Genomic DNA, 20,826 nt, shown 5'->3' with positions numbered 1-20,826 from the left:
TCATGGGGCACTCAGGGGCCGACCTGAAGGCAATGTGAAGCACATGACTCGTGGACAGAGGGGGCGGAGGCCCGGCGTGTGTGCGCTGGCGGTGGCGCTGGTGCTGCTCGTGCCCGTGCTCGCGGCGAGCGCCCAGGACGTGCCCGACGGGGGCGCGTCCGACGGGGCCGTGGCCACCGAGGTCCTCACGGAGGTGGAGCTCCGGCGCACGGACGCGGGCTGGGCGGTGGACCCGGGCGCCCAGGCGGACACCGGGGACGCGGGCGTGGCCCGGCCGGCCTTCGTGCCGCCGTCACTGGTGGCGGACTCACCCGCGCCCTATCCGCCCGGGCTCGCGGCGGAGGGCGTGGCGGGCGTCGTGAAGCTGGAGCTGCTCCTCGACGAGGCCGGCGAGGTGGAGTCCGCCACGCTGGTGGAGCCCCTGCACCCGCTGCTGGACAGGGCCGCGCTGCACGCCGCGCCCTCGCTGCGCTTCACGCCGGCCACGCTGGAAGGGCAGCCCGTCCAGGTGCGCCTCTTCTTCGAGTACCGCTTCGAGGCGCCCCTGCCGGTGGTGGCCGCCGACGGCGGGGTGGCGCCCGAGGGGCCCGTCACCCTGCGCGGCCTGGTGCGCACCAAGGGAAACCGCCGTCCCATCCCCGGCGCGGTGCTGCTGTCGGACGTGCTGCCGGACGCGCCGGTGCAGGCGGACGCACAGGGCCGCTTCGAGGCGCGCTGGCCCCAGGGCTCGCACAAGGTGCGCGTGGTGGCGCCCGGCCACAAGCCCTTCGTCTTCCGCGAGACGCTGAGCGCGAAGGAGGCCCTGGAGGTGGTGTACGGGCTGGAGCCGCTCGTCATCAACCCGTACGAGACGGTGGTGCGCGCGGACCGCGAGCGCACCGAGGTGAGCCGCGTCACCCTGCATGACGCGGAGCTGCGAGAGGTGCCCGGCACCATGGGCGACCCGTTCCGCGTCGTCATGCTGATGCCGGGCGTGGGCAGCATGCTGTCCGGCGTGGCCTACCCGGTGGTGCGCGGCAGCCAGCCCGCGTCCACCGGCTACTTCCTGGACGGCATCCGCGTCCCCATCCTCTTCCACCTCTTCCTCGGGCCGGCCGTCATCCACCCGGACTTCATCGACTCCATCGACTTCTACGCGGGCACGCCGCCGCCGAAGTACGGGCGGCTGATGGGCGGCGCCATCGACGGGCGCCTCAGCCGGCCGCGCGACGACGGCGTCCACGGCAGCGCCTACGCGGACCTCATCAACGCGGGCTTCTTCCTCGAGACGCCCTTCGAGGACAGCGGCACCAACGTCAGCCTCGCCGGCCGCTACTCGTACACGCCGTGGCTCATCGCGCTGGCCGCCAACAGCCTCCAGTCCCCGCCGGCGCCGGGCCGGGAGAACCCCAAGGTGGTGCTGGACTTCTGGGACTACCAGGCGCGCGTGGAGCAGGACGTCGGCCGCGGCAAGCTGCGGCTGTTCGCCTTCGGCTCCTCGGACACCTTCGGCACCGAGGCGCAGGATGAGCTCAGCAGCACCTCGCTCCAGTCCATCATCTTCCACCGCGTGGACCTGCGGCACCGGCACCCGCTGGGCCCCGGTGAGCTGGAGGTGGGCGCGACGTGGGGGCTGGACCGCTTCGCCGTCATCAACGAGGACGTGGCCGACAACGCCAACGCCGTCTACATCGACCAGGGCACCTGGTCCGCGCGCCTGGGCTACACCGCGACGCTGTCTCCGCGCGTGGCCGTGCGCGCGGGCGCGGACGTGGACCACAAGCGCGCCATCGTCGACCTCGTCAGCGAGGGGAATGACGGCGGCCTGCCGGTGGAGACGGCCCCGGTGGCCCTGGGCACCTTCATGGGCGCGTGGGTGGAGCTGGTGTGGCAGCCCGACGACAAATGGTCCGTGGTGCCCGGCCTGCGCGTGGACAACTACCACCTGTCCCCCGGCATCGACCGCGAAGCGCTGGAGCCGCGCCTCACCGTGCGCCGCAAGATGTCCGACCGGCTCACCCTCAAGGGAGGCGCGGGCCTCTTCCACCAGCCGCCCACCTCGCTCATCAGCCTGCCGGTGGTGGACGTGGGCAGCCTGCTGCTGGGGCTCCAGGAGGGCGTCCAGGTCTCCGTGGGCGCCGAGTGGAAGGCGTGGAAGGACCTGGAGGTGGGGCTGGACCTCTACGTCAACCCCATGCTGCGCACCATCGAGCTGACGCCCTTCTCCGACGAGATGCTCGTGGACGAGGTGGACCCGGACATGCCGCCCGAGGACGGGGAGGCGGCCCCCGGCGTGGGCGGCACGCGCTCCCGCCGCCGCGCGCTCCAGCAGGAGGACGACGATGACGGGGGCTGGATTCCGGACCGCTCGGACATCGACTTCCCGGACTTCACCAGCAGCGGCATGGCGTATGGCCTGGAGCTGCTCATCCGCCACCCGCTGGGGGACAACTGGTTCGGCTGGCTGTCGTACTCGTTGCAGCGCAGCACGCGCCAGACGCGCTTCCAGCGCTACGACGCGGAGGGCAACGCCATTGGCGAGGACGAGGCGGAGCTGCCCTTCGTCTTCGACCAGACGCACATCGTCAACCTGGTGCTCAGCTACAAGTTCTCCAACAGCGTCACCGTGGGCGGGGTGGTGCACTTCAACACCGGCCGCCCGGAGTACAGCGCGCTGGGCACGCCCACGCACCGGCAGGGCGTGGACGCCGCCGGCCGGCCCGCGTGGATAAAGGCGGACCGGGACCGGGTGGACCGGCTGCCGGGCTTCCTCCGCTTCGATGTGCGGCTGTCCAAGGCCTGGGTTTACGACAACTTCAACCTGGAGGCCTACCTGGACATGCTCAACGTCACCATCAGCCGGGAGACGGTGGGCTTCGAGTACGAGGGCGGCGGTGGGCGGCCCCTGACGAAGACGCCCGTCGGACTGCCCATCGTCCTCCCCATCCTCGGGGTGAAGGGGCGCTACTGAGCACCGCGAGTGATGGATAGCTCACGCTTGGCTGGTACCCCTGCCGCCTGCCTGGGCCTGGGGGCAGCAAGGGCGGTGTAATCCTACGCCGTCCGCTGTTCCTGAAGCCCCGGACCCGGTACCTGGGTCTGATGGCTTCCCGGTTGGAATCTCGGCCGGCCGTACACCCAGGTGGCTTCTTCATGTTCCAGGACGGGATTCCGACGATGGCGGAGTGGCTGAGGCGGTTGGGAGCATCCACGCTCCATGGCCCTTCGCTCCATGGGGTGACCGCGCCGAGCCTGAAGCTGTCGGACCCCCCGCGGGCGCGCGACGAGCGCTCGGACGCGCCGCTCAAGGTGGAAGGGGAAGCACCGGCCGTCCTGCTGGTGGACGACAACGCCGCCAACCTCGTGTCGCTGGAGGCCATCCTCGAGCCGCTCGGGGTGCGGATGGACAAGGCGTCCTCGGGCGAGCAGGCCCTGCGCTTCCTGTTGCGCGAGGAGTACGCCGTCATCCTGCTGGACGTGCGCATGGCGGGGCTGAGCGGCTTCGAGACGGCGGCCCTCATCAAGCAGCGCGAGCGCACGCGCAACGTCCCCATCATCTTCCTGACGGCCTACGGCCGGGACGACGCGGAGCTCATCACCGGCTACTCCACCGGCGCGGTGGACTTCCTGCAGAAGCCCTTCCCGCCGGAGGTGCTGCGCTCGAAGGTGTCCGTCTTCGTGGAGCTGTTCCGCGCGCAGCAGCAGGTGCGCGCCCAGTCGGAGCTGCTGCGGCTGAAGGAGGCCGAGGCCCGGGACGCGGCGCTGCGCGCGGCCGGCTACATCGACCGGCTGCGGGACTTCACCGCCAGGCTGTCCGAGGCGGGCACGGTGGCGCAGGTGTGCCGCGCGCTCTTCGAGCAGGGGCTGGTGGCGGCCGGCGCGAAGGCGGGCGCCGTCAACCTGCTGGACGAGGCGGGCGAGGCGCTGGAGGTGGTGGACTCCATCGGCTACCCGGAAGCGGTGCTGGCCTCGTGGCGGCGGATTCCCCTGTCCGCCTCCGTCCCGCTCACCGAGTCGGTGCGGGAGCAGCAACCCGTGTGGGTGGGCTCGCTGGAGGAGTGGCGGCAGCGCTACCCGGACGTGGACGCGCGGGGCGTGCACGAGGCGGCCATCGCCCTGCCGCTGCTGGTGAAGGGACGGGCGCTGGGCGCGGTGGGCCTGTCCTTCACGCGGGCACGCGTCTTCTCGGAGATGGACCGGGCCTTCTTCACCGCGCTGGCGCATGCGTGCGCGCAGGCGCTGGACCGGGTGCGCCTGACGGCCGACGAGCGCCGCGCGCACGAGCAGGCACGGGCCGCCGCCGAGCGGCTGCAGGTGCTGGCCGAGGCCTCCGACGCGTTCAACGTCACCAACCGGGATTTGGGCGGGCTGCTGGACACCGTCACCGCCAAGGTCTCCCGGTACATGGCGGACGTGTGCGCCATCCACCTGCTGTCCGAGGACGGCGAGCGGCTGGAGCTGGCGGCCTGCCACCCCGGGGACGAGGTGCTGGGGAGCGACGTCGTCCAGGCGCTGAGGACCTCCCTCCGCCCGGGCGAGGGCTTCAACGGCCGCGTGGCGCAGAGCGGACAGTCGTGGCTCGTCCCCGTGCTGACGCCGGAGCTGGTGGCGGCCACCCTGAAGCCGGAGCTCCGCGTGCTGGTGGAAGGACTGCGGCTCCACAGCGTGGTGCTGGTGCCCCTTCGCATGCAGGGCCGGGTGGCGGGCACCCTGTGGGTGGGCCGCATCCGCCCGGGGCCGGGCTTCACGGCGGAGGACCAGGAGTTGCTGGAGGAGCTGGCGGCGAAAGCGGCCCTCTCCATTGAAAACGCGCGGCTGTTCGCCGAGCAGCAGCGCTCACAGGAGGAGCTGCGGCGGCGCGCCGAGTTCGAGCAGCAGCTCGTGGGCATCGTCTCGCATGACCTGCGCAACCCGCTGGCGGCCATCTCCATGTCGGCGGGGCTCCTGGAGAAGAAGGGCGAGCTGTCCGACTCGCAGAAGCGCATGGTGCTGCGTATTGGCCAGGCCACCGAGCGCGCGGCGCGGATGATTCGCGACCTGCTGGACTTCACCAAGGCGCGGCTGGGTGGCGGCATCGCGTTGCACCGCCAGCCCACGGAGATGCGGGACGTGGTCCACCAGGTGCTGGACGAGATGCTGGTGGCGCACCCCGGGCGTCACGTGGAGCTGGACGTGGACGCCGAGGTGAAGGGCGAGTGGGACCCGGACCGCATCGCCCAGGTGCTGACGAACCTGCTGGGCAACGCGCTGGCGTACAGCCCCGCGGACGCGCCGGTGAAGGTGAGCGCGCGCGGGGACGGCGAGCACGCGTTCCTGAGCATCTTCAACGGTGGAGCCCCCATTCCTCCGGAGCTGCTGCCGCGCCTGTTCGAGCCGATGACGCGTGGCGTGCTGAAGGAGGGGCAGTCCAGCCGGAGCATCGGCCTGGGGCTCTACATCGTCCGCGACATCGTCCGCGGCCACGGTGGCAGCGTGGACGTGGTGTCCTCCGTGGAGCACGGCACCACCTTCACCGTGCGCCTGCCCCGCCGCGTGGGGTGAGACGTGGGCCCTTCGGTGTTCACGGCCGGAAGCCGGCGCCGTCGTTCCACTGGTCGGCGCGGATGAAGCGCACACCTTCGGGCTGGAGGGCCATGAGGGGGTCCATGACGGACTGGTGGAAGAGGTGAGTGGAGGTGGATTCCGCCAGCACGAACACGCGCCGTTGCTCCAGGGGGATTTCCCGCAGCACGTTCTCGTCCAGCACCAGCTTGTCGATACCCAGCACGTCTCCGTCGCTATAAAGGGAGAGAGTGGAGCGCTGCCGGTCGATGCAGGCAATCTCGTTGTAGACGTGCAGCATCCAGTAGCGGCGCACGTCGTCCGGCGCCACCTTGACGTCAGCAGGGACGAGTTGAACGCCGTGCAGGTCCATGGGCTCCAGCACGTCCTTGAGGCGCTCCGACACCACGGGGGTGGGCAGGCTGTGGTAGTCCACCATGACGGGGTTGCGCGGCACGGGCGCGCCCAGCCGCAGGCGGATGGGGCGGGTGAAAGGGGCGAAGACGCCCCTGAAGAAAGGACCGCTGAACTCGTCCCAAGCCAGAAGGGGGTAGCTGCTGGGGCCGGCGCGCATGATGACGAAGTACTCGGTCTGCATGGGCTCATTCTCCGGTTTTGAGGGCACGGCGGGCCAACGGAAGTCGTGTGACGGCGTGGACATGGCCATGCTTGCGCGCCTTGGGGCATGAGGCGTGGGATGGTTTCTGTTGGATGCTCGTCAGGCCCGAGCAGCCGGAGGCGCCCGGCGCGTAGTCCAGCCCGTCGCGCGTCAGCGTCCACGTGAAGCGCTCCACTCTCGCCAGTATCTCCGCGCTCAGTTCGTCCAGCCTCCGCACCAGCGCTTCCGGGGCTCCGCAAAACCTGCCTCTCTTGAGCTGGGCCGCCACCTCACGGAGCTTGCTATTGACGGCATCCGGGTAGGCCAGGTGCAGGTCGAAGGCGAAGCCCTCGGCATGGTGCCCCCGGTGCACGGCCACCATGAGCTGGCACGCCAGCGCAAGCTTCCTCGGCAGGAAGACGCCATTGGGCTTGCGGTCCGCGTGGTAGCCGAACAGCACGCAGATGAGGGCCCATTCTTCGTTGTTCAGCGCCTCCAGGCAGATGAGGTGGTGCGCCGCGAGGGAGAAAGGCCCGGCGTACCAGGGGTGCGTGGAAAGCTCCCGACCCTCCAGCATATTGCGCCCCAGCACCGCCGAGCTGCCCAAGGAGTAGGTCACCGGGTGCGCGCGGCCGCACGTCTTGCCAGAAGCCACGCCTCCACCCGCGGTGCCGGCCTCATTGCCGGTGGACTTGCCGATGTACGAGTCCTTCAGGGCCACCGGGGCGCCGTTGATGCGCACCGACTTCGAGCCATTCTCCAGGTCCCTGCTCTGGGCAACGTTGGGGAACGGAATGGGCACCGGCCCGCCCGGCGACGGCGTCTTGCACACGTCCGGGAAGCCCACCACCTTGCCCTCGCTCTCGGTGGTGACGGGCGTCAGGCCATTGATGAAGACCTCGCTCTTCCCAGACATGTGCCCCCCGGGAGGTCTCGTGGCACGGTGCTCGCCGGGATGGTACGGCGGGCTTGGAAAGGGGCGTCTCGCGTGTCGGCCTGGACCGTCCTCTTGTCGACGCGCCAGGGCGTCGAGGGCCCACCGTCATGACACAACCATGACGAAGAGATGGAGGCCTGATGGCTCCTGAATCCTCACCGGCCCCGGTAGGTTGGGCGCCGCTGTCGACCCACCGCCGTTGAGGCGCTGTCCGCCCCGTCCGCTCCGGAGTCCTTCATGCGCAGCCTCCTCCTGGCGCTCGCCCTGCTGAGCGCTCCCGTCCTGGCGCAGCCGAAGTCCCCACCTCCCGCGCCGCCGTCCTTCTTCCAGCAGTACGCGGAGACGCACCGCTTCAACAACGGGCGTCCCATGATGACGCGCATCACCCCCGACGAGCGGACGGTCTACTTCCTCCGCGCGCAGCCCCCGTCCCGCGCCCGGACGCTCTTCGCCTTCGACGTGGCGACGGGCGAGACGCGCGAGGTGCTCACCCCGGAGAAACTGCTGAAGGGCGCGGGCGAGCCCTCCACCCCGGAGCAGAAGGCCCGGCGCGAGCGCATGAAGGCCGCGGGCATCTCCTCATACGAGCTGATGGCGGATGGCACGAAGCTCTTCGTGTCCATGGCCGGCTCGCTGTACGTGGTGGAGCGCGCCACCGGAAAGGTGACGGAGCTGAAGGCGGGCCCCGGCGCCATCAGCCCGCGCCTGTCTCCGGACGGCAGGCACCTGGCGTACGTCCGTGAGCACGACCTCTATCGCCTGGACCTGGCCACCCAGACCGAGCACCGCCTCACCCGGGGCGGCACCCGGCAGAGGACCCATGGCCTGGCCGACTACTTCGCCATGGAGGAGCTGGCCCGCTTCACGGGGTACTGGTGGAGCCCGGACGGGAAGTCGCTCGCGTACGTCGAGGTGGATACCTCCGGCGTGGAGACGCTGTCCGTCGCGGACGTCATGCACCCCGAGCGCGGCGCCGACGCGTTCCCCTACCCACGCCCCGGCACGCCGCACGCGAAGCTGCGGCTGGGCATCATCCCCGTGACGGGCGGCAGGACGACGTGGGTGGACTGGGATTCGGCGAAGTACCCGCACCTGTCCAGGGTGACGTGGTCCGACAAGAGCCCGCTGACGCTGCGGGTGCAGGACCAGCGCCAGCAGGAGGAGGTGCTGCTCGCGGTGGACGCGAGGACGGGGAAGACGCGCGTCCTGCTCACGGAGAAGGACGACGCGTGGCTCAACCCGCACCCGTCCTTCCCGGAGTGGCTCCCGGACGGCAGCGGCTTTCTCTGGGAAACGGAGCGCAACGGCGCTTCCGAGGTGGAGCTGCGCAACGCGGACGGCTCGCTCGCGCGCTCGCTGGTGAAGCCGGGCGCCGGCTTCTGGGACCTGGCGCGCTACCTGCCCGAGCAGGACACGCTCTACTTCCTGGGCGGCCCCGTTCCACCGGAGCGCTACCTGTGGCGCGTGGTGAAGGGCGGTCCTCCCACGCGCGTCACCGCGGGCGGCCCGGCGATGGAGCTGGCCAACGTGAGCAGGGCGGGGGGCCTGATGGTGGTGTCCTCCGAGGGGCCCACGAGCATGCCCCGGGCCCACGTGCTGAGGGCGGATGGCACGCGCATGGGCGTGCTGCCCTCCGTGGCGGTGGAGCCTCCCCTACAGCCCCGGTTCGAGGTGCGTCAGGTGGGCCAGGAGCGCTTCTGGGTGTCCGTCGTCCGCCCGCGCGACTTCAAGCCGGGCGTGAAGCTGCCCGTCATCGTCGAGGTGTACGGAGGCTCCTTCACCACCACCGTCTTCCAGAGCATGGCCTATCACCTGAGGCTGCAATGGATTGCGGACCAGGGCTTCCTGGTGGTGACCATCGACGGGCGCGGCACGCCCCTGCGCGGCCGGGCGTGGCAGCGCACCCAGAAACACGACTTCTGGGGCCAGACGCTGGAGGACCAGGTGGCCGCGCTGCGGGCGCTCGCCGCGGAGCTGCCCGAGGTGGACCTCCAGCGCGTGGGCATCACCGGCGCAAGCCACGGCGGCTACCTCAGCGCGATGGCCGCCATGGTGCGGCCGGACGTCTTCAAGGCCGCGGCGGCCGTGTCCTCGGTGGCGGACTGGCGGGACTACTCCAGCCACGTCCCCGAGCGTCACCTGGGCCTGCTCCAGGAAAAGCCGGAGGTGTATGAGCGGAACTCGCTGCTCACCTACGCGAAGGAGGACAAGCCCCTCGCGAAACTATTGCTCATCCATGGCACCGCCGACGACAACGTGCACTTCTCCCACACGCTGAAGCTGTCGGACGCGCTCTTCCGCGCGGGCCGGCCGCATGAGTTGCTGCTGCTCGCGGGCTCCGGGCACGGGGTCTCCGACCCGCTCGTCAGCGAGCGCATGTGGGAGCGGGTGATTCGGCACTTCCGCGAGTCCTTATAGGCCCACCCCGTGGGGCGGGTGGCGGCGGCCGGCCGGTGGCTTCTAATATTTCCATTGGCCGCGGAGTGCTCAGGGGTGAGCACTGCGGTGGGGGCAGTCGCGGGGGGTGGGTTCGCGGCTCCGGGAACATGGCACTCTGGACCACCGCGGGCTCCGCGCCTGGCGGGCTGGTGGTGCCGTGCGCTGGGAGAGAGCCGATGGTGGGTCTATCATCGCTGCCAGGCGCCGCCCTGGCATGGACGCCTCATGCCGGGAGCCCGGCACCCTGCATCCTCTTCACGCCGTTGCGGGGACCCGGGGGCGAGGTGCTCGACTTCCAGTGGACGTCGCTCAACGCGGCGGCGGAGGACGTGGTCCGCGACTGGGGGTTGGACTCCCGCGTGTCGCGCTGGCCGGAAGAGGGCGTACGCGGGCTGGAATTGGAGTCCTGCGTGCGCCTGGCGGGCACCGGCGTGCCGCTGTCCGTCCCGCTGCGCGTGCGGCGCGAGGGCGTGGATGCGTGCTTCCAGGCGGTGGCGGTGAAGGAGGCGGAGGGCTTCGCGCTGTGGCTGCTGCCCCCGGCGGACGCGGACGCACAGGGGCTGCGGGAGGCGCTGGAGCGCGAGCAGGAGGCGCGGCGGCGGGTGGAGGGCGCGCTGGAGGAGTCGCGGACGGTGCGGGCGCGCGAGGAATTGCTGCGGCTGGCGCTGTCCACCGCGCGCATGGTGGCGTGGGAGTGGACGGAGGCACGGCGCGCCGTCACCTGGTCCCAGGAGGCGGATGCCTTCTTCGGCCAGCCTCCGGGCACGCTGGGCACGTCGCTGCCGGGGTTCCTGTCCTGCGTGGTGGTGGAGGACCGCGCGCGGGTGGCGCGGGGAATCGAGCAGGCGCTGGCGGCGGACGGGCCGTACACCCTGAAGTTCCGCTGCCGCCACGCGGACGGCGCCACGCACTGGTACGAGGCGGTGGGCCAGGGGCTGCGCGACGGCGAGCGCGCGCACCGTCTGGTGGGCGTGGTGATGGACTGCACCGAGCGCGAGCAGGCCGAGGCCTCGCTGCGCGAGGCGGAGGAGCGCTACCGGTTGGCGGCGCGCGCCACCCATGACGTGCTGTGGGACTGGGACCTGGACACCGGCGGCGTGCGCTGGGACGCGGGCTCCGGGGACCTGTTCGGCTATGGCCCGGCGCGGTCGAGCCACGGCCTGGGCTGGTGGGAGGAGCGCGTCCACCCCGACGAGCGGGGCGCGGTGGTGGCGGGGCTGCGCGGCTTCGTGGCCTCCACCGGCGCGACGTGGCAGGCGGAGTACCGCTTCCTTCGCAACGACGGCACGTGGGCCCACGTGCTGGACCGGGGCGTGCTGTCGCGCGACGCGGCGGGGCGGCCGGTGCGGATGATTGGCTCCATGATGGACATCACCGAGCGCAACCGCGCGCTGGAGCGCCTGTCGGAGGAGGCCCGGTTCCGCGAGCGCTTCATCGGCATCCTCGGCCATGACCTCCGCAACCCGCTGAACGCGATAACCCTCTCCGCGCGGGCGATGCGGCGGCGCAGCGCGCACAGCTCCCAGCACCATCAACTGGCCCAGCGCATCGAGACGAGCGCGGCGCGGATGGGGGCCATGATTTCGGACATCCTCGACCTCACGCGCGCGCGGCTGTCCGGCGGAATTCCGCTGAACCTGGCGCCCGTCAACCTGGCCTCCGTCTGCGGGCAGGTGGTGGAGGAGTTGAGCGTGGCGTGGCCGGAGCGTCACATCGCCTTCGACGTGGACGGCCGCGCGGACGGCGTCTGGGACGCGGCCCGGCTGGCGCAGGTGCTCAGCAACCTGGTGGGCAATGCGCTGGAGCACGGCGCGCAGGATGCCCCGGTGCTGCTGCGCTGCACGGAGCGCGACGACTGGCAGGTCCTCGAGGTCCACAACCCGGGTGTGTCCATACCCGGCCCGCAGCTCGCGACGCTGTTCGACCCGTTCCGTCAGGCGGGTGTGGCGCGCGAGAAGGGGCGGCGGCGGGGTGGATTGGGACTCGGGTTGTTCATCGTGCGGGAGATTGTCCAGGCGCACGGAGGCGCGGTGTACGTGAGCTCGTCGGAGCGGGACGGCACCACCTTCACCGTGACACTGCCGCGTGACGCGCGGCAGCTGCGCGTGTCCGCGGCACAGGCCGCGGCGCGCAATCCCTGAAACACACCAACACAAAGCGTTGTACGTGAGTCGAACCCGTGGTGGAGCGTCATGCGGCGCACGAAATACGTGTTTGCCATTGGACCGACATGCGCGAGCTGCCCGGCGGGACACCTGTCAGTCGTTGCGGGAAGGACTACCCGTTGATGTGACCGCGAAAGCCGCGGTCACCCCCAACGCGGAGGCAGTCCCATGCGCCACCTCTCTCCCCAGGCTTCTCCCTGCTCCGAAATCACCCGCGGCCAGAGCCGTTACCCGAGGGGAGTGAGGTGGATGCCCGTGCTGCTCTGTGTCGCGGCCATCGGCTGCGGCCCCGCGGAGCCGGGTCTGGATGAACACGGCGAGTCTCTTGGAACCCATGCGGGCGGGCTGGTGTCCCAGAACGGGCTCTCCACCAATGGGCTCTCCACCAACGGCCTTTCGACGAATGGCCTTTCGACGAACGGTCTTTCGACGAATGGCCTTTCGACGAATGGCCTTTCGACGAACGGCCTGTCGACGAATGGTTTCAATACATGGTTCAGTGAGAATCCGTCCCGCGGGGACGAGGTGATGCGCTACATCGCCCGCTGCGCGATGGCGGAGGGGCAGACGCTGACGTACACGCACGCGGGCACGACGTACACGTGGACGGGGGTGCTGGGGCTGGCGCCGGGCTGGGCGGGCGGCGCGTCGGCGACGCTGGCGGAGCAGCAGGTGGTGTCCGGATGCCTGGCCGCGCACGTGAACAAGTACGGCGTGCACCTGAACATCTCCGTGCTGGGGCGGGACGCGCTGGGGGCCGTCATCCCCACCACCTCCGATGAGCTGCAGACGTACGGCCAGACGGAGGCGGTGTTCTTCGGCAACCTCTTCAACGGCGAGGGGCTCTTCGCGGCGAACGACGCGGACTACCTCTCCTATGACCAGAGCACGGTGCGCGCGTGCGGCCTGTCCGCGTGGAGCGGGGACCCGGACTGCGCCATCGTCATCAGCCACGTGGGCTCCGCTCGCACGTACTGCACGCAGGACGCGTCGCGGACGCACTACACGAAGTGCACGTACAACGGGAAGGCGTACCGCCCCATCACCACGCGCATCCGCGCCCAGGACATCTACCGCTGCGGTGACGGCACGTGCCAGCTCTCCGAGCGCTGCGGCACGGGCACCACCGCCGCGAGCTGCCAGTCGGACTGCGGCGTCTGCCAGTGAGGCCGTGGCCCTCGGGGGCCCGGGTGCTGTTTCAGGGCGCGCCACAGGCGAGCCACTGGCCCAGCTTCACGCGCTCGTCCATGGAGGGCGCGGAGCGCGAGGCAGGAGGCATCGCGGTGTTCACCGCGGCGGGCCCGGCGGCCGTGTGCGCGTCGATGGAGGCCGCCTGGTGGCGCACCGCTTCGGGGGTGTCGAAGTCCACGCCCTGGGGCGCGCCCTCGCGCGCGGCGCCGGTGACGCTCGCGCTGTGACACGACAGGCAGTGGGTCTCCAGGAAGGCCCGGCCGAAGTCCGATGCCGTGGGGCCGCCCGTGGAAGGACACGCCGCGCCGGAAGCGCGGGTGTGCACCGGGTCCTCCGTGTGGCCGTGGTCGTCGGAGTCCCCTCCGCCGCAGCCGCCACCGCCGCCTCCACTCCCGCCACCTCCATGGCCAAGGCTCAGCCCCGCGAGGGTGATGAGTGGCAGCAGCCGGGACAGGGGATGTGAGGCCATGAGAACTCTCCGCGCGTGAGAAAGGGATGGGTAGGCCCGGGGCCTCATGCGGACCAGCGCACCGTGGGGTGGGACGGCGTTTCCCGCCGCACGCCGGCCGGGCGCGCGCGGCGATATGTCCTGAACGCCACCGCGTTACCGGACCGGCGCCGAGGGAATGTCCTGCCGCGGGCGGGAGGGGAGCGTCCTGCCTGACGGTGCACTGCGCTCCCGGTGCCGCGACAACTTGCCGCAGCGGCCGGCCGGCCCGCCTCTGCTACCCATCCGTGCCGTCGGGGTGGCCCCCGCCCACCCTCTTGGAGGTCGTTTGATGAATGCCGTCTTGAAGTCCGCGCGCTGGTGGCTGCTGCCTTCCCTGTTGCTGATGCAGGGATGTGGCGAAAGTGAGAAGACCTATACGGTTCGCTTCAGCCCGCAGGTGCGCGAGCAGGCCCTGACGTGTGGCACGAGCTACACGGACATCGGCACCTCGCGCAGCGTCATCGAGCTGCTGGACTTCAAGCTCTACGTGCACGGCGTCACGCTGGTGCGGGCGAATGGAGAGCGGCACGCGCTGGCGCTGGAGCAGGACGGCACGTGGCAGCGCGAGGGCGTGGCCCTGCTGGACTTCGAGGACGGCACCGGCACGTGTGACACCGGCAGCCCCCAGGTGCGCATGGAGGTGGTGGGCACCGCGCCCGAGCACGACGACTACACGGGCCTGGAGTTCAAGGTCGGCGTGCCGGCGGAGATGAACCACCTGGACGGTGCCACCGCGCCCGCTCCGCTCAATGCGCCGGGCATGTGGTGGAGCTGGCAGGGCGGCTACAAGTTCCTGCGCCTGGACGTGCGCTCGCGGACGAATGAGAGCTTCTTCTTCCACCTGGGCGCGTCCGGGTGCAAGGGCTCGGTGGCGGAGGGCTTCACCTGCGCCGCGGAGAACCAGGTCACCGTGGCGCTGACGGGCTTCGACCCGGAGCGCAACCAGGTGGTGCTGGACGCGGCGGGCCTCTACTCGGAGCTGGACGTGGACCGCGTCGCGAACGGGACGACGGACTCGACGGCCGGCTGCATGTCCTCGGCGGCGGACCCGGAGTGCCCGGGCTTCTTCGAGCAGCTCGGCCTGGCGGTGGATGGCAGCTCCATCGCGCCGCCCAGCACCTTCTTCCGCGTCCGCTGAGCCGGAGGCCCGTCCATGTTCCAGTCCTCCCTGCGCGCCCCCGCCTTCCGGGCGACCGCGTCCGAGAGCTTCATGCCGTTCCCCACGATGTCGGGCGCCTGCGACGTCTGTCACGTGGGGCGTAACCCCGTCGACCTCGACTGATGGAGCGGCCGTGATGTCTCGTGCATGGAAGGTGAGCGCGGTGCTGTGCGCGCTGTTGGCGGTGGGCTGCGGAGAGGACCCGCCGGCCGCGCCCGCGTATGACTGGAAGCTGCCGGCGGGCTTCCCCGAGCCCTTCGTCCCCGAGGACAACCCCATGTCCGAGGCGAAGGTGGAGCTGGGCCGCCACCTCTTCTACGACGTGCGCCTGTCCGGCAACGGCACCCAGTCCTGCGCGAGCTGTCACGAGCAGGAGCGTGCGTTCACGGATGGCCGGGCCACGCCGGTGGGCTCCACGGGGGACCATGTCGCGCGCAACGCGCCGGGGCTGGCCAACGTGGCGTACCTGTCCACGTACACCTGGGCCAACCCGGTGCTGGAGACGCTGGAGGCGCAGGCGCTGGTGCCGCTGTTCAACGAGGTGCCCACGGAGCTGGGGCTGGCGCCACGGCTGGAGGAGGTGCTCCAGCGGCTGCGGGAGGACTCCCGCTATCCGGAGCTGTTCAGCGCGGCGTTCCCCGGGGAGGCCGAGCCGGTGGGGCGGGAGTCCATCGTCAAGGCGCTGGCGTCCTTCCAGCGCACGCTGCTGTCGGGGAGCTCGCCGTATGACAGGTACCTGCAAGGGGACAACACGGCGATGTCACCCTCGGCGAAGCGGGGCATGGAGCTGTTCTTCGGGGAGCGGGCGGAGTGCTACCACTGTCACAGTGGGCCGCACCTGACCAACTCGTTCCGCGCGAAGGACTCGCGGCTGCCGGAGAGGCAGTTCTTCAACACGGGCCTGTACAACGTGGATGGCAATGGGGCGTACCCGCCGGACAACCCGGGCCTGTTCGAGTTCACCCGGAAGACGTTCGACCAGGGACGCTTCCGCGCGCCGCCGCTGCGCAACGTGGCGCTGACGGCGCCGTACATGCACGACGGCAGCATCGCCACGCTGGAGGAGGTCATCGACCACTACACGGCGGGTGGGCGGAACGTGACGGAAGGCCCGTTCGCCGGTGATGGGCGCGCGAACCCGAACAAGGACCCGCTGGTTCGGCCATTCACGCTGACCTCGGAAGAACGGGCCGACCTGATTGCCTTCCTGGAGAGCCTCACGGATACGGAGTTCATCCAGGACCCGCGCTTCTCCAATCCGTGGGAGTGAGCTCAAGGAGACTGGCGGCCATGGGCTTCGAACTGCGGGCACTCCGCACCCAGCTCCTTGAAGGCGTTGAGGATGATGGTTCCCTGGTCGACCGGGTTCACGTTCAGGGCCGCATTCATCCACATCTCGCTTGTGCGGGAGAGCCGGCCCTGACGCTCGTTCATGACCTCCCGCAGGGCCGCCTGGAGCGGGTCGCGCTTCTTCGCGCGGACAGCCCGCTGGAAGGACTGGCAGTACGACTGGAGCTCCTCCGCGATTCTGTCGCGTGAGGCCTTCCGCTCCTGGGGGGTGGTGCGCACCCGGAACACGGCGGAGACGCGGACCTCCTCCACTCCCACCAGGGGCACGAAGCGCCACGCCTCGATGATTTCGTCGGCGCAGTGCCTGTCGATGAACGTCCCCACGATTCTCGGGGACTCCCGCGCTGCCCGCCGTACCTCGCCCCTCTCATTGATGGTGAAGGCAATGAGGACGCGGTCATCCAGGTAGGGGACCTCCGGGACGTCGTCGCGCACGCAGTTCAGCAGCTGCGGCTGTCTGCGGACAAGCTCCGCGAGGACCCACTCCTCCGGGAGCCCCGGGGTGACGTCGAGCCGCTCCGGAGCCGTGAGCTCGACAGCTCCGGCACTCAACGGCAGGGCCAGCATCCACCAGAACAGAAGACTTGCACTCCAGCGCATTCAGGACCTCGCTCAAGGGAGCGGCTGCTCTACCATGGGTTCCCGCCTCAGTGCCGGCGGTTCCGTGCGCACCACGGCCCCGGGCGGGAACCGGCCCGCCTCGCGCCGCCTCCAACCCGTGGGAGTGGGCTCCATCATACGGGAGCAGGTGCTACGTCAGGAGCCGCCGCCGGAAGAACGCCAGGACTTCGTCTCTCGCGGCGGCGGTGGGCTCGCCCTCCCGGTCGACGAGATGGACGGTCAGGACGCTGTGCGGCGTTGGGACGTACTGGCGGAAGAAGTCGTCGGGGCGCTCGGTCTTCGGGCCAGCGGCGCTGTCGGGTAGCACGCGCGGGAGGAAGCGGTCGCCGAGCGCTCGCTGGTAGGCGGCGAAGCGTTCCGCGCGACAGAAGGCATCACCTTCGAAGCGATAGGCGAGGACGGTCAGGTCCTCGGTCTCCAGTCGCTGCCGCACGCGCGCGAGTTCCTCGGAGGTGATGTCCAGGCCCGCGGGCTCGTCGAGCGGCAGCGATGGTTGTGACAGCACCGGAGCGAGCACCGACTTCTCCAGCATCATCGACAGCGCGAAGTTGCCGGTGAAGCACATGCCAATCGCTCCCACGCCCGGGCCGCCGCACTCCGCGTGCGCGTGCGCGGCGAGCGCCCGCAGCCAGATTGTGATGGGGCTCGACTCATTCGCGGCGAATGCCCGGAACTCCTTGCTGATGCACGCGCGCTGGAAGACGGCCCGCCCTTCTTTCGCGGTGGGCACGGCGCCGTCGCGGCCGAAGAGGCTCGGCATCCACGCGGTGAAACCGGCATCCCGCACCCAGCGGGCAAAGCGCGCGACGCGCGGACTGATGCCCGGCATCTCGGCCATCACGATGACCGCGGGGCCTGAGCCGGCCGTGTAGACCTTTCGCGTCTCACCCAGCAGGGTGAGGTCGCGGTGCTGAAAATCCTCGAGCGGGTCGTCCTCTTCGAGATTGCGCGGGGCCGTGTGGGTTTGGGTCGTCATGGTTGGCTCCTTTTGGGCCACCAAAAGACCATCGGCCCGCGCGTGGACGCCAGTGTCGGAAAAGACATTATTCAGGCAGATTCGGACACCATGGCCTTCACCCTCATCGTCATGGATGGCGCTTTCGCGACGGGCGTCACGGCGACCCTCGACATGCTCCGGGCAGCGCGCGCGCTGGGGGCGGAGTCGCTGCGCTTCGAGGTGTGCTCGGTCGACGGCGGATATGTCCCGCTCTCCTCGGGCGTGGGCATCGAGACGTCGCGCCTGCGCGTGGTTGCTCGCGAGGACCGGACGACCTGGGTCATCCCGGGCCTTGGCACGACCCACGCCGCCGCCGTGCGCGCGCGTCTCGCGCGGCCGGACGCGATGAAGCTCACGAAGGCGATTGCCCGTCATGTCTCGCGCGGGGGGCGTGTCGCCGCCTCGTGCTCGGCCGTCTTCCTTCTTCAGCAGGCGGGCGTGCTGGCCAGCCGCCGGGCCACCACCACCTGGTGGCTCGGGGGCCTGCTCGCCGAGATGGAGGGGCGATGCACCGTCGACACGAACGCGATGGTCTGCGCGGATGGGCCCGTCATCACGGCCGGGGCGGCCTTCGCGCAGACCGACCTCATGCTGCACCTTCTGCGGGAGCGGTGCGGTGCGCGTCTGGTGGACCTCCTGGCGCGCACGCTCTTGCTCGATGGCAGGCAGGCGCAGGCGAAGTTCATCGCGCCGGAGTTGCTCGCGAACGGAGACGCGTTGATTTCGCGCATCACGTCGGAGATTGAAGCGCGGTTCCCGAATCCCCCGAGTGTCGCCGAGCTTGCCTCGCGGCTCGGCATGACGGAGCGGACCTTGTCGCGCCACGTGCGGCGCGCGACGGGCCGGAGCACCATCGCGCTCGTGCACAGCGTCAAGGTGCGGCGCGCACAGACGCTGCTTCAGTCGACTCACCTGAGCATCGACGACGTCGCCGCGGAGGTTGGCTACCAGGATGCGGGCACCCTTCGGCGGTTGATGAAGAAGCTCGGCGGTGGCTCTCCGCGTGCGCTTCGCTCGGTGCGGTGATGCAAGCCGGCCGTGATTGAGCCCTACGACTCTTGCCCTGGAGAGGTTGGTTGCAGCACCGTGGAGTTCCTTCAGGGTGGGGGCAGCTCGCGGAACACCACTCCGTCCAGCTTCAAGCGCCCGGCTGTTTCGACGAAGCGCTCGGTGGCGAGGATGATGGTGGGCCAGTCCGCGAGCCGGAACACGTCCGCTGAGGTGCGGGCGGAGAAGCTCGCCAGGCCACCACCCCCTGCGGGAGGACGCATAGCAGCACCCCACCGACACGCCGCTCTCACCCGCCCATTTCCGCCGGCGAGCGTGTCTTGACTGTGAGGGGGACACTACAGTCGACGTTCAATCCTCCCACCAACTTCGCTGGCAAACCGACGAGAAGACATGATACCCGCCAGCCACCTTGAAATATCGCATCAAGAAGTACTGCGCCGAACGTTTGGCTTCATGCGACTGCAACAATGCCGAGACCGTGTCCACGCTCAAGAACTGCTCGGACAGCATGTAGAACCCGGGCAACGGGCGTGTGAACAACGTGCCATCGCGCAGTTCCGAAACGAGCTGACGTGGCTCCAGCGGCTTATAGGTGGCTGACCAACCGCGCCCGTGCGCACATGCGGAGGCACCGCACGCCGCAACGTAGCTGCACATGAACCGTTCAAGCCACTCTCCTTCCGCCATTCCCCCAGATTCGAGATACGGAACCTGCGAATCGGTCTCAACAGCGAGGCAAGTCCCTCCGTCCTCTCTCCAGAAGTAGAGATAGATATCGGCTCGGATGGACAGGACGTCATATGCAACGGAGAACCCCTCCCAATCGCGAGAAGCATCCAGCGCCTCCACTTCGCTCTGGACTTGCCGGTTTCTCCCCCATTCGGACTCAAGCTCGCCGGAATCTGTATTTCTGACCAGCCGGAACAACTCTCGCGGTCTGAAACGATGGGTCTCTCGGAGCAGTCGGCTCCTCTCAAGAATCCACTCAACAGGCTGATTCATGAGCGACATTTGAAACCAACGCGGCGTACTCACTTGGCCACCACCCTCAGGCGTCCGTCAGAATTTGACAAAAACGATCTCAAAACCAGCATCTTTCAACACGTCCAACCTCCTATCACCACGCTTCGCGTCGGGCACCTTGTAGGAGACATTGAACCCTCTCTCCAGGAGAGTCTTGTTGTTCACCATCTGATCGGAGCCATACGATGAGTCCTGGTTCTTGCATTCAGTGGAGCTGGTCTTGCTCGATGCATGATCAAGCTCTCGCGAGGCCCCACATTTGATGCACACGGCCCGGACATGGTGGGTATCCCCCTTCATCCCGGCAGCCTTCTCTCGAGGCGTCACGCCACGCGAAATCTGTCTACCATGAGTTATGTGTCCCGCCTTGATGTTGTGCTCGACAGCGGCGACTTCAAACGGTTCATTGCCTGCCTCCTTCATCTTCTCCACGCGCCTCAATGGATGAGCCTCTTCTGGAGCAATTTCAGGGAAGTAGATGCGCTCGGCGTGTTCTCCTGCAGGGCACTTTTCCTCAGTGATTGGCTTGGCGAACGGCAGTTCCCCGCCACCCCGTATCTTCAACACCTTGTTCGCCTTCAGCTTGACCATGGAGGACTCCTGAACCGAGTGGGCCGCGAGACATGCCAGTTTGCGTGCCGACACCGTCCCGGCTACTCAACCAAGGAAATGGTCTTCCCAAAGAACTGGACCTTGCCTGATTTCTCAATCTGGATTGCCACCTTGCCATTTACCGCAATGGTGAGCTTGTCGGCCTTCAAATCAAAGGCTCGCGCAATCAGGGTGGCGTCACCGTCAATAACTTCGAAGGACTTCGCACCGACCTCGACCTTGAGATCTTTGCCAATAATGAGGGAGGCCGAGCCATCGCCATCAATCCACGAGTTGCCGCCCACCTTGATGCTCGCGTCTTCCGCGACTGACTCCTGGCGGGTTCCAGCGACTGCTGCCCAATGCGCGCCCCCTGCCTGCATCGAGCGAAGGCCACCCGTCGCCTCGTTGTAGGCCAGCGCCACGTTGATGCTGTAGCCGCCGCCAATGGTGGTGGCCTTCGCGGCCCCCACGTTCTCCATGGCGCTCAGGGTGACGCCGACGGTGATGTTCTTGCCCACCGTCATGGACTGATTGCCCTCCACCGCCTCGTTGTGGCTGCCCTGCGTGCGGGTGTCGCGGTTCTTCTGCACCTGCAGCGTCTGGTGGCCCTCCACCGCTCCGACGTCGTCCATCTGCACGCGAAGCCGATGGTTTCCCTCCACCGTGCGCTTGCGGTCCTTCTTCACCAGCAGGTCCTCGAAGCCACGCACCTGCTGGTCCTTGTCGTTCTC

General features: G+C 69.3%; 17 protein-coding genes and 1 pseudogene. 9 read left to right on the top strand and 9 right to left on the bottom strand.

Annotated elements, in window-relative coordinates; all coding sequences use genetic code 11:
* Nucleotides 1-43 precede the first annotated feature (43 nt).
* On the top strand, nucleotides 44-2,950 hold the full coding sequence (locus K8638_RS28720; RefSeq protein WP_223757848.1) for a TonB family protein: 2,907 nt from the start codon (nucleotides 44-46) through the stop codon (nucleotides 2,948-2,950).
* 182 nt (nucleotides 2,951-3,132) lie between these two features.
* A complete protein-coding gene (locus K8638_RS28715) occupies nucleotides 3,133-5,520 on the top strand; it encodes a GAF domain-containing protein (RefSeq protein WP_223757847.1) in 2,388 nt (795 codons plus the stop codon).
* 19 nt (nucleotides 5,521-5,539) lie between these two features.
* Here K8638_RS28715 and K8638_RS28710 read toward each other — a convergent pair whose 3' ends face one another.
* A complete protein-coding gene (locus tag K8638_RS28710) occupies nucleotides 5,540-6,118 on the bottom strand; it encodes an imm11 family protein (protein ID WP_223757846.1) in 579 nt (192 codons plus the stop codon).
* Between the two features lie 4 nt (nucleotides 6,119-6,122).
* Entirely contained in the window at nucleotides 6,123-7,034 is a 912-nt protein-coding gene (locus tag K8638_RS28705) for a PAAR-like domain-containing protein (RefSeq protein WP_223757845.1), read from the bottom strand.
* A gap of 258 nt (nucleotides 7,035-7,292) precedes the next feature.
* On the opposite strand from K8638_RS28705, the gene K8638_RS28700 reads away from it, so the two are divergent.
* The 3 genes from K8638_RS28700 (at nucleotide 7,293) to K8638_RS28690 (ending at nucleotide 12,826) form a co-directional block, all read left to right on the top strand.
* Nucleotides 7,293-9,473, top strand: coding sequence for a DPP IV N-terminal domain-containing protein (locus tag K8638_RS28700; RefSeq protein ID WP_223757844.1), 2,181 nt, complete (start codon nucleotides 7,293-7,295; stop codon nucleotides 9,471-9,473).
* Nucleotides 9,474-9,670: 197 nt separating this feature from the next.
* A complete protein-coding gene (locus K8638_RS28695; protein WP_223757843.1) occupies nucleotides 9,671-11,635 on the top strand; it encodes a PAS domain-containing sensor histidine kinase in 1,965 nt (654 codons plus the stop codon).
* A 192-nt stretch (nucleotides 11,636-11,827) separates the two neighbouring features.
* The gene (locus K8638_RS28690; RefSeq protein WP_370644133.1) at nucleotides 11,828-12,826 is read left to right on the top strand and encodes a hypothetical protein; all 999 of its coding nucleotides are present in this window, start codon (nucleotides 11,828-11,830) and stop codon (nucleotides 12,824-12,826) included.
* A 31-nt stretch (nucleotides 12,827-12,857) separates the two neighbouring features.
* On the opposite strand, the gene K8638_RS28685 is transcribed toward K8638_RS28690, so the two are convergent.
* The gene (locus tag K8638_RS28685; RefSeq protein WP_223757841.1) at nucleotides 12,858-13,319 is read right to left on the bottom strand and encodes a hypothetical protein; all 462 of its coding nucleotides are present in this window, start codon (nucleotides 13,317-13,319) and stop codon (nucleotides 12,858-12,860) included.
* Between the two features lie 310 nt (nucleotides 13,320-13,629).
* On the opposite strand from K8638_RS28685, the gene K8638_RS28680 reads away from it, so the two are divergent.
* The 3 genes from K8638_RS28680 to K8638_RS28675 are packed head-to-tail and all read left to right on the top strand — an operon-like array spanning nucleotide 13,630 to nucleotide 15,769.
* Nucleotides 13,630-14,478 carry an MbnP family copper-binding protein gene (locus K8638_RS28680; RefSeq protein WP_223757840.1) on the top strand — a complete coding sequence of 283 codons (849 nt, stop codon included), beginning with the start codon at nucleotides 13,630-13,632 and terminating at the stop codon, nucleotides 14,476-14,478.
* A gap of 15 nt (nucleotides 14,479-14,493) precedes the next feature.
* Entirely contained in the window at nucleotides 14,494-14,622 is a 129-nt protein-coding gene (locus K8638_RS44660) for a hypothetical protein (RefSeq protein WP_255662960.1), read from the top strand.
* A gap of 13 nt (nucleotides 14,623-14,635) precedes the next feature.
* Nucleotides 14,636-15,769, top strand: coding sequence for a methanobactin export MATE transporter MbnM (locus K8638_RS28675; RefSeq protein ID WP_223757839.1), 1,134 nt, complete (start codon nucleotides 14,636-14,638; stop codon nucleotides 15,767-15,769).
* Nucleotides 15,770-15,771: 2 nt separating this feature from the next.
* On the opposite strand, the gene K8638_RS28670 is transcribed toward K8638_RS28675, so the two are convergent.
* Both K8638_RS28670 and K8638_RS28665 read right to left on the bottom strand, forming a co-directional pair.
* Nucleotides 15,772-16,449: a hypothetical protein gene (locus K8638_RS28670; protein WP_223757838.1), complete on the bottom strand. Its 678-nt coding sequence runs from the start codon at nucleotides 16,447-16,449 to the stop codon at nucleotides 15,772-15,774.
* Between the two features lie 151 nt (nucleotides 16,450-16,600).
* Complete coding sequence (locus tag K8638_RS28665; protein WP_223757837.1) at nucleotides 16,601-17,446, bottom strand: dienelactone hydrolase family protein; 846 nt, start codon at nucleotides 17,444-17,446, stop codon at nucleotides 16,601-16,603.
* Nucleotides 17,447-17,488: 42 nt separating this feature from the next.
* On the opposite strand from K8638_RS28665, the gene K8638_RS28660 reads away from it, so the two are divergent.
* A complete protein-coding gene (locus K8638_RS28660) occupies nucleotides 17,489-18,493 on the top strand; it encodes a helix-turn-helix domain-containing protein (protein ID WP_223757836.1) in 1,005 nt (334 codons plus the stop codon).
* Between the two features lie 71 nt (nucleotides 18,494-18,564).
* On the opposite strand, the gene K8638_RS28655 is transcribed toward K8638_RS28660, so the two are convergent.
* From K8638_RS28655 to K8638_RS28640, 4 genes and pseudogenes are all read right to left on the bottom strand, one after another.
* A complete protein-coding gene (locus K8638_RS28655; protein ID WP_223757835.1) occupies nucleotides 18,565-18,738 on the bottom strand; it encodes a double-CXXCG motif protein in 174 nt (57 codons plus the stop codon).
* Between the two features lie 88 nt (nucleotides 18,739-18,826).
* Complete coding sequence (locus K8638_RS28650; RefSeq protein ID WP_223757834.1) at nucleotides 18,827-19,480, bottom strand: hypothetical protein; 654 nt, start codon at nucleotides 19,478-19,480, stop codon at nucleotides 18,827-18,829.
* A gap of 57 nt (nucleotides 19,481-19,537) precedes the next feature.
* On the bottom strand, nucleotides 19,538-20,092 hold the full coding sequence (locus K8638_RS28645) for a hypothetical protein (protein WP_223757833.1): 555 nt from the start codon (nucleotides 20,090-20,092) through the stop codon (nucleotides 19,538-19,540).
* 62 nt (nucleotides 20,093-20,154) lie between these two features.
* Nucleotides 20,155-20,826: pseudogene (locus tag K8638_RS28640) on the bottom strand (type VI secretion system tip protein VgrG); the annotation flags it as partial.

The organism is Myxococcus sp. RHSTA-1-4, from assembly GCF_020037125.1.
In the GTDB taxonomy this organism is placed as follows: Bacteria; Myxococcota; Myxococcia; order Myxococcales; family Myxococcaceae; genus Myxococcus.
Note: the sequence above shows the minus strand (reverse complement) of the source record. Positions and strands in the feature narration are given on the sequence as shown.